Source organism: Bacteroides sp. AM23-12 (genome assembly GCF_003434395.1).
Classification (GTDB): domain Bacteria; phylum Bacteroidota; class Bacteroidia; order Bacteroidales; family Bacteroidaceae; genus Bacteroides; species Bacteroides thetaiotaomicron.
Window position 1 is genome coordinate 123679 of record NZ_QTLF01000014.1, and the last position, 7833, is coordinate 131511.

6 protein-coding genes and 1 pseudogene are annotated in these 7833 nt (G+C 36.6%); 3 read left to right on the forward strand and 4 right to left on the reverse strand.

What is annotated here, in order from left to right; genetic code table 11:
• Positions 1–54: 54 nt before the first annotated feature.
• Together DW640_RS13465 and DW640_RS13470 are read right to left on the reverse strand one after the other, a co-directional pair.
• Positions 55–2787, reverse strand: a complete 2733-nt coding sequence (locus DW640_RS13465) for a hypothetical protein (protein WP_061473370.1) — start codon at positions 2785–2787, stop codon at positions 55–57.
• Positions 2788–2807: 20 nt separating this feature from the next.
• A complete protein-coding gene (locus DW640_RS13470) occupies positions 2808–3845 on the reverse strand; it encodes a hypothetical protein (RefSeq protein WP_008767927.1) in 1038 nt (345 codons plus the stop codon).
• Positions 3846–4370: 525 nt separating this feature from the next.
• Here DW640_RS13470 and DW640_RS13475 point away from each other — a divergent pair.
• The 3 genes and pseudogenes from DW640_RS13475 to DW640_RS13490 form a co-directional block, all read left to right on the forward strand.
• A pseudogene (locus DW640_RS13475) lies at positions 4371–4589 on the forward strand (hypothetical protein); the annotation flags it as partial.
• Positions 4590–4983: 394 nt separating this feature from the next.
• Positions 4984–5454 carry a hypothetical protein gene (locus DW640_RS13485; protein ID WP_008767930.1) on the forward strand — a complete coding sequence of 157 codons (471 nt, stop codon included), beginning with the start codon at positions 4984–4986 and terminating at the stop codon, positions 5452–5454.
• A gap of 88 nt (positions 5455–5542) precedes the next feature.
• Positions 5543–6295, forward strand: coding sequence for a GNAT family N-acetyltransferase (locus tag DW640_RS13490; protein WP_008762140.1), 753 nt, complete (start codon positions 5543–5545; stop codon positions 6293–6295).
• Positions 6296–6346: 51 nt separating this feature from the next.
• Here the strand turns inward: DW640_RS13490 and DW640_RS13495 are convergent, their stop codons facing one another.
• Both DW640_RS13495 and DW640_RS13500 read right to left on the reverse strand, forming a co-directional pair.
• On the reverse strand, positions 6347–6814 hold the full coding sequence (locus DW640_RS13495; RefSeq protein ID WP_225719979.1) for a hypothetical protein: 468 nt from the start codon (positions 6812–6814) through the stop codon (positions 6347–6349).
• A gap of 185 nt (positions 6815–6999) precedes the next feature.
• The gene (locus tag DW640_RS13500; RefSeq protein WP_008767933.1) at positions 7000–7734 is read right to left on the reverse strand and encodes a hypothetical protein; all 735 of its coding nucleotides are present in this window, start codon (positions 7732–7734) and stop codon (positions 7000–7002) included.
• Positions 7735–7833: the final 99 nt, after the last annotated feature.

Here is a 7833-nt window from a genome sequence, read left to right on the forward strand (position 1 = left end):
CGGTATTTCATCTAAATTGAAATCCTAAAAGGGACATTGGAGATATTTACTGGTTTATTTTTTTTTCTTCTCTCCAATAATCGTAATACTGCATGGGATTCCACCTTTCAGCATTTCTGCGTGGATAATGACCGGATTGGCATACATACCGTTCTGACATTCTATGCTAATTTTACCATTTTTGTCAGTTTGTATAGTAGGATTCCAATAAAGTGTACGGCGACGATGGTTGACATTTGCAGTCGGTATTTTGTCTTTGTAGACAGGAGAATAGAAAGCTAATGGGCGAGAATATCCTTGGATTATTGTACGACGTGTTCCATGGGCAGCCTTCATTGACTTTTGCGTTAATCTGCTATAATTGGAGTCAAAATGCGGAGTTATGTAGAATAAAGCATATTGTCCGAATCTTGAAAAATCGATATTGACGTTTACATTATTGTTGATTCCTGATGATTTCTTTCTAAAAAGGGGTTCTGATTTGGCCTTTTCAGTATCGTCTAACGATATTTTTTTCTTTGCAGCATCTCCATAAAGATAGAAACTGTCATCAAAGGTACGTGGGGGATTCATTGCTGTCATCATGTCTTTTACATTTTGTCCTTTTGTCATATTTGAACCGTGTATTGAATTAAGCACTTCATTAGTATACGAATTGCTTCCTTCGCATATCATAATCTGTTTTATACCATCTATCTCATTCCACAATGTCCAAGCAGTTAAAGTATCAAGTACTTGTTTGCCAACAATGAGACAGATTGTTTTCTCTTTATATCGTGAGCTTCCGTCTTGCACATCGTATGAAAAGTTAGGATTCACTTTACTAAGCAAGTCGGGTATAGTATTAATTACTATTCCCTGATCGCGTAATTCATCAACCAATCGCGTTACATCATAGTATGCGTCTACGCTTTTCTCGAATACTTGAGTAGTGATGTTCTTATTTTTTCTTTTTTTTGCTATTTCCACTTCGCTCAATAAATAGGTGTTGTTAGTTTTGCTAATAGAATCTACATATAGCGAGTCTATACGGTTGGAAAGGGTGATCCATGAGTTTTTGTCCATCCACTGTGGATGTTCTTCTTCATAGCTGAAGGCACGTGGGGTAGGGGCGAAGTTACGGTCGAGCATAACAGAAGCATCTTTCTTATGTTTGGATCCCCTACGGCGTATCTGGAATACCGCTTCTACTTCTCCTTCAAAACTAGTAACCGGAAGTTGAAATTTGCCGTTTTCATCTGTAAACGTATTTCCTGCTACAAATGTATTGTCCACTTTAGCCATGACGCTTACCTCCATATCTTTCATTTCTTTTTTTAAAAGAGAAGAACGAATCTGCCCTTGTAGTAACAACTCTTTTTCAGCTGACTGTTGAAGTAGCTTTTCATTTTTACCGGAAGTAAGTTGTGATAAGTCATATTGACGCCAACCGTGAACCATGAGCAAAACATCAAGTTCTTGTAATTTGCGAAGCGTAATATCTGCAAAATAATACCCCGGTTTATCAATATATCCTTTTAAACCGGATGTTAATAACATATCTGTAAATATATTATTATCATATTCTGCATAATCCGAACGTATAGCATCTCTTACTGATATGGATAAAGAACCTTGTAAAGGATTTCCTTTTTGATCTGTTACTTGTATTTCGCAGCGAATTGGTTCGAAAGGCCGGTAAATATCTTTAATTCCATTTAATTGTATTGAATTCAATTTATTGGGTTGCACAAATGTAAATCGTTCGCACAGCATATTCCCGGTTTTGTCTAGTAGACTGACTTGGTATATGCCTCCGGGAAGATCGCGCGTTTTAAGTAAGAAAGTTTGATTTCCACCTGATCTCATTCGTAGTATCCAATACGAATAGGGGCGACCTTCATGACTTATGAATGCTACAATGTCTGCATCCGGGGTATTCTCATTGCTCAATACGTTACCTACAATAGCTCCGCTTGAATTATTCACGTTCAATACATATCCGGCGGAAAGGGCGTCCGGTAGATTGAATTTATATTCTTTTTCTTTATAAGTTACTTTAGCTACTGCTGGTTTTTCTTCGGGTGTATAAGTGAATATTCCCATTCCGTCATGTAGGGTTTTTATTTCTGTCAGCTTTTCCCCGTCTTTCGTATAAATGGCACCTTCAAGGATAACATTACCATCTTCTCTACTTTCAGCTTTAAATGCCACACGAGAAGAGATGCCTTTCACGAGTGTTCCTCCTTCGGGAAAGAATTGGATAGCAAGTTTATCTGTCACATTTTTCGGTCGCTGTTTCATGGAAGGATTCAGATTATAGGTCGAAATCCTCCGTTCTGGTCTTTCTCCTTGTGCAGACTGATAGATCGGGAATGTACGTGAGAAGTAAGAAGGTTCGCTGAATGCGAGCATCCAACGGGTGTAAGCTCTGATTTCATAATAGCCGGACATGGTACTTTCATTCAGGATTATCTGTCCATGTCCTTCACCGCTATTCAATTCAATGATTTGGCGTTGGGTAATATGCCCTGTCTGGTCGAGCATTTCTACATAAAGGGGTTTGCTGATGGTGCTTGGCATATTGTTCTCAGCATATACCGTGTAGGCTTTAAACCATATAGTATCTCCTACATAATAACTACTATTATCAAAATGCAAGTATACCTTCTCACGTGGGTATGTGTCAGCAAAAGCAATGGCATTATCGAAGAACTGTTTGAAGATGATGTCGCTGCTAGCGTTTTGTGAACGGAGAAACAAAATGCTATGTAGACTGCAAAATAGAATTAAAAGTATTCGTTTCATTATTGTGATATGTAAGGTTGTTAATCATAGCTAAACTCATTGCAACTAAACATGATATAAATTTCTTTGCTTGTATATTCTTGATAGATACCGTGTCGCACTGCAGTTTTAAATTCTTCCGAAACATTGCCTGCGTATTCAGCTGTTATGAGATATTCTCCAGTCTTCCTAAATTTTGGAACAGTAACTTCATATCTTCCGCCTACTAATTGGGGAAAAACTAAATATCCATCAACAAGCACTCTTACAGAAAAAGATGAGCCACACTTAGGATCATTAATTATGAATTTTAGTGATTCCATATTGTTGAAATCCTGTGAATTATAACCATAAGGGTTATTATAAGTTGGCTGATTGTAATCTTTATAATACCATCCAGTTGCAAGGTTTTTATTGTACCATTTTTCTTTATCATTAATACTTTTATCTGCTTTCCCTGGGAAATCTTTATGCAACAATCTATATCTAAGCTGAACTCTAGTAGGCAAATGTGTAGCATTTAAATCCATAGGATCTTGAAATCCATTGACTTTCACTATTCCATAATTATAATTCCCCGGGCCCCCTTCACCTAAATAACGCCAAGGAAATGCAGTAGTACCACTTATTAGCCTATGTTGTACTTGCATATATTGATAATCCATCCAATTAGCTTCTGTAATAGGAGGATAACAAGTCCAAATAATGGTCATATAATATATGCAAGTATCAGGACCATGTCCAGAAGGAAAATCACGACAGGATACCTGATATTCATATAGAGCAGGTAGCGCACCTTCTCTATCTTTCCACCAATCCATCCCCTCTTCATATTCTTGTTTAGTGAAGAATGCATTAGTAGCAGACGTTGAGTTGGATATTGTGTTGTCTTTACCAAGCATAGTACTATCTGTTGCTACATCTGAACTTATTAAAGCATTGCTTTCGTTTAAGAGAGTTTGTTCTATTCCTTTTATTTCAGTGACAGCAATAGTTTGCAAATCATTATTACATGCAGCAAATAGTGCATAAAATAATAATGCAAGCAATGAGCCGGAAAAATAATTAATTGTTTTCATAACTACTGGATTTTAAATAATGTTACTATTTTTCAGACTTTAAGGCGTTGTGTAAAATATGTTTTTGTTATTTGCTTGGATCTCTTTAAAGTATTTAAAATTGTTGGTTTATTCTCTGACCTTTAATATAGATAAAAAAATGACGTAAAAAAAATAATCCTGTCTTATTTATATATGTTTAATATCTTCTTGAAGTTTTGTATCGATAACTCTCCTTCAATTGCTCTTATTGTATCCATATCTATTCCTCATGGCATTACTATAATGTTTAAAATTGACCATATATATCCTGCCAGCGTAAAACCGGTGTAACGGAAGAGTTTTCTCGCAGTGTGTACATAGCTTTAGTTCCAATCTGTCTACTATAACCCGGTTCCTGAGCTTCCGCTTCACCAGATCACAGGATATATACATTCTCTTGTAACATATCTTCGACAATAAGCTATAGATCGCTTCCTGTATTTAGCAAAATGAGTGCAATCCGGCCGGGATGATGTTTGATGTATGTCATGGCCTTTCAGTTGTCGTTTGATGAGATTTTCAAACGGGAACAAACGGACTGCAAGAATGATAGAAAGTATTTCTTTGATGAATGTTGGCATCATTCCCGTATATCCTGTCAAAGATTCGGATATACTGAATTACAGAAAAGGACTGATAGCGTTTTATGAAATGGAAGACTACAGCCTATATACTGATTATTTTCTGGATAGACAGATTGAACGAATTAAGGAAATAGAATAATTCTTTGCTTACTCGTTTCAGCTTTTCTAAAATTATCCCATAAATACTGTTTATGCTGTTGAGGTGTCAAAAGTTTGCTAGGGAAAAATAAGGATTTGCTAATATGGAGGCAATATTTAGAATTAAAATGCGTAAAGATTATGCAACCAAGGATAGGAAGCGACCAATCTCTTAATATTTTTTATCAAACCCTGACATTGGAATATCGTAGTACTGAACCTTGTAGTTGTTATAATAAGGCGATTGATGAAATTTGCAGGAGGTTAGAGCTACATAGAAAAAGAGGAATTTTGTCGATAGTTGCTCTCATTACATTCATTAATGGTATTATTAAAGCCTGCTCTTTTACCTTTCTGAAATATATTTTGTATTTTTGTTATATATTATTGGAGATATGAAAATTAAAGATAAGATAACTCAGAGTCTTGCAAGTATAACTGTTGAATTACAGGAAATAAGTCCTGATTTTTATGTTATAGGTGCATCTGCTATGATTTTATCAGGTATAGAGGTCGGAGAAACTGCTGATATCGATATTTTGACTACCGAAATGAATTCATGCAAATTGCAACACTTGCTAAAAACATATATGGAAATATCTCCGGAAACAAAAGAGGATGATTTGTTTCGTTCTAATTTTGCCAGATTCAAACTTCCTTTAATGGATATTGAGGTCATGGGGGATCTTCAAATTAAGAAAAACGATATTTGGCAGTCTGTTTGTGTAAAAGAATATAAGGAAATATTCATTGGGAATTTAATTATCAAGATACCAACTATAGAAGAGCAAAAAAGAATCTTATCTCTTTTTGGCAGAGAGAAAGATTTAAAGAGGATTTTAATACTAAATCACTATCTCTTATGAAACTATAACTATTATATTCAGCCAAAATGGCAGAGTGCACCGTTAAGATCGGTTGATTGATGATATCTAATTTAAAACGAATGCGTATATGAATACAGATTTTGTAAACTTAACAAAGGAAAACCTCAGTGATGAGCATCTATGCTGCATTATTCGCAGTAAAAAGCCTCATGCAGGTATTGACGCGAAGCGGCAATGGCTTTCCGACAGACTAAATGAAGGTCATGTTTTTAGAAAGCTAAATGCAAAAGCTACGGTTTTTATTGAGTATGCACCTCTTGAGACAGCTTGGGTTCCCATCATTGGTGATAACTATTATTATCTGTATTGCTTATGGGTCTTAGGAAGTCCTAAGGGGAATGGGTATGGAAGAGCTTTGATGGAATATTGCCTGACAGACGCCAAAGAAAAAGGCAAATCCGGTGTTTGTATGCTTGGCTCAAAGAAGCAGAAGAACTGGCTTTCTGACCAATCGTTTGCGAAGAAATTCGGTTTTGAAGTTGTTGATGCGACTGATAATGGATATGAACTGCTTGCACTTTCTTTTGACGGGACAATGCCGAAATTTGCGCAAAACGCGAAAAAAATGAAAATTGAAAGCGAAGATCTGACTATTTATTATGATATGCAATGCCCTTATATTTATCAAAAGATTGAAATGGTAAAACAGTATTGTGATACAAATAACGTTCCTGTATCTTTAATTCAAGTGGATACACTCCAAAAAGCGAAAGACCTGCCTTGTGTTTTCAATAACTGGGGCGTTTTTTATAAAGGAAATTTTGAAACAGTGAACTTACTTTTAGATGTCGAACATTTAAAGAGAATACTTAAAAAATAAATAAGCAGATGCAGATAATGATGGATTAATGAGATAGGGTTATTCTCTGTTTTATTTATCCTGTCTCTTTATTTTTTTTTGTTTCTGAAACGATAAGCGGATCAATAACCAGGCGATTAAGAGACAGATCCCGATGGCAGTGAAAACTCCTTTGCGATAAGAATCCTCCAGCTGAATGCTGCATTTTACACTGTCGATATTGGTATCGACCGGATGTACCCATACACTGGTCAGAGGTGTTTCGTATTCCTTTCCGTTTGCCTTGATGGATGCCAGAGGTAGTTTGGTGTTTCCTGGCTTCTTGAAACGTATGCGGTAGCTGAATCCCTGCTCGTAGATATCTGTCAATATGCCGTTTTTTACTGTATGACCGGCTTTGTGTGGTGTTGCTCCTTCAACTGTTTCTATAAGCGTTCCGAAGTCGGGTGGAGATACAGAATCGAAATCGGCTGTGCTGATGTATTTTAATTCAAGCTCTTGTCCTGCTTTGGCTCCATTGCGGGGAGTGTCCAGTTCCATATAGAAACGTTTTGTTTCTTGGGCAAAACTTTTTAGTCCTATAGGCAAACCGATAGTGATAAACAATATAATTCTTATTAGTTGTTGGATAATGTATGCATGCATATTCCTTATGTGAGATATAATTATAAATGATGAAAAAAATATTGTTTACTTTCGGTTTGCCTATTTCTGCTTATCTATTTTTAGCCGATATAAAATTCAGTCGGGATTAGTTTGAAATCAACAAATTGATTTTCTACCGGGGCGGACTTTAATAGAAAAGGGACGATGCCATCGGATGGTAAAGCCTTGCGTGGCAGTGCTGTCTGTTTGTCGAATTTATAGGTGGCACACCATGCGTTGGCATCACCACATACACTTTTGCCGATACGAAAACAGAATTCGCTGGTATCATCGCGTAATGTCTGTATTAGTTTGCGGCAATCACCGGGGATCTGGTCGGCATCTTGCAATACATTTATTTCTTCTGCTATTTGTTTTAGCCATTCGGTGTCGTGAATGTGTTTTTGATCAAGTGCAAAAACAAATACGGCAGGATAATAGTCGTTATTACCGGGCATCCATAGGGCGGTATTAGCTTGCACTACCGCGGCATAAACAATGGGAGCCTCGGTGTATTTTCTTTTCCAACGATCTTTGAATAGCCAAGGGGCGCTGCCTGCCGTAGCTTTGAAAAAAGAAGTGCTCATGTCACGTGGTGTCTGCAGGTAAGGGGCGAGTTTGTTCAGGTTAGTCGGATTCTTGAAGTTTTCCCGCTCTTCTTTTTCGCGGAGGCGCTCTTTTTCTTCTTCCTCTGTAGATTTCGCGCGTTTGGCGCGTAGTTCTGTTACATCATAACCTTGTGATTCCATTTGTGCGATGTCTTCTTCACTCATGTTCTTTTCCCAATCTTTGCCGGGATTTACAAATAATGCCATAATCTTTGTTTTTTAATTGGTTATTTATTGCTTCTTGAAAATAGTGTTTGTTTTATAAGATATTTGTTTATATATAAATATAATATTAAAATATTGATA

Excerpts from the sequence above, each read along its gene's own strand:
- DW640_RS13485 (WP_008767930.1), top strand. The coding sequence starts at position 4,984 with ATGAAAATTAAAGATAAGATAACTCAGAGTCTTGCAAGTATAACTGTT.
- DW640_RS13490 (WP_008762140.1), top strand. The coding sequence starts at position 5,543 with ATGAATACAGATTTTGTAAACTTAACAAAGGAAAACCTCAGTGATGAG.
- DW640_RS13470 (WP_008767927.1), bottom strand. The coding sequence starts at position 3,845 with ATGAAAACAATTAATTATTTTTCCGGCTCATTGCTTGCATTATTATTT.
- DW640_RS13465 (WP_061473370.1), bottom strand. The coding sequence starts at position 2,787 with ATGAAACGAATACTTTTAATTCTATTTTGCAGTCTACATAGCATTTTG.
- DW640_RS13495 (WP_225719979.1), bottom strand. The coding sequence starts at position 6,814 with ATGGAACTGGACACTCCCCGCAATGGAGCCAAAGCAGGACAAGAGCTT.
- DW640_RS13500 (WP_008767933.1), bottom strand. The coding sequence starts at position 7,734 with ATGGCATTATTTGTAAATCCCGGCAAAGATTGGGAAAAGAACATGAGT.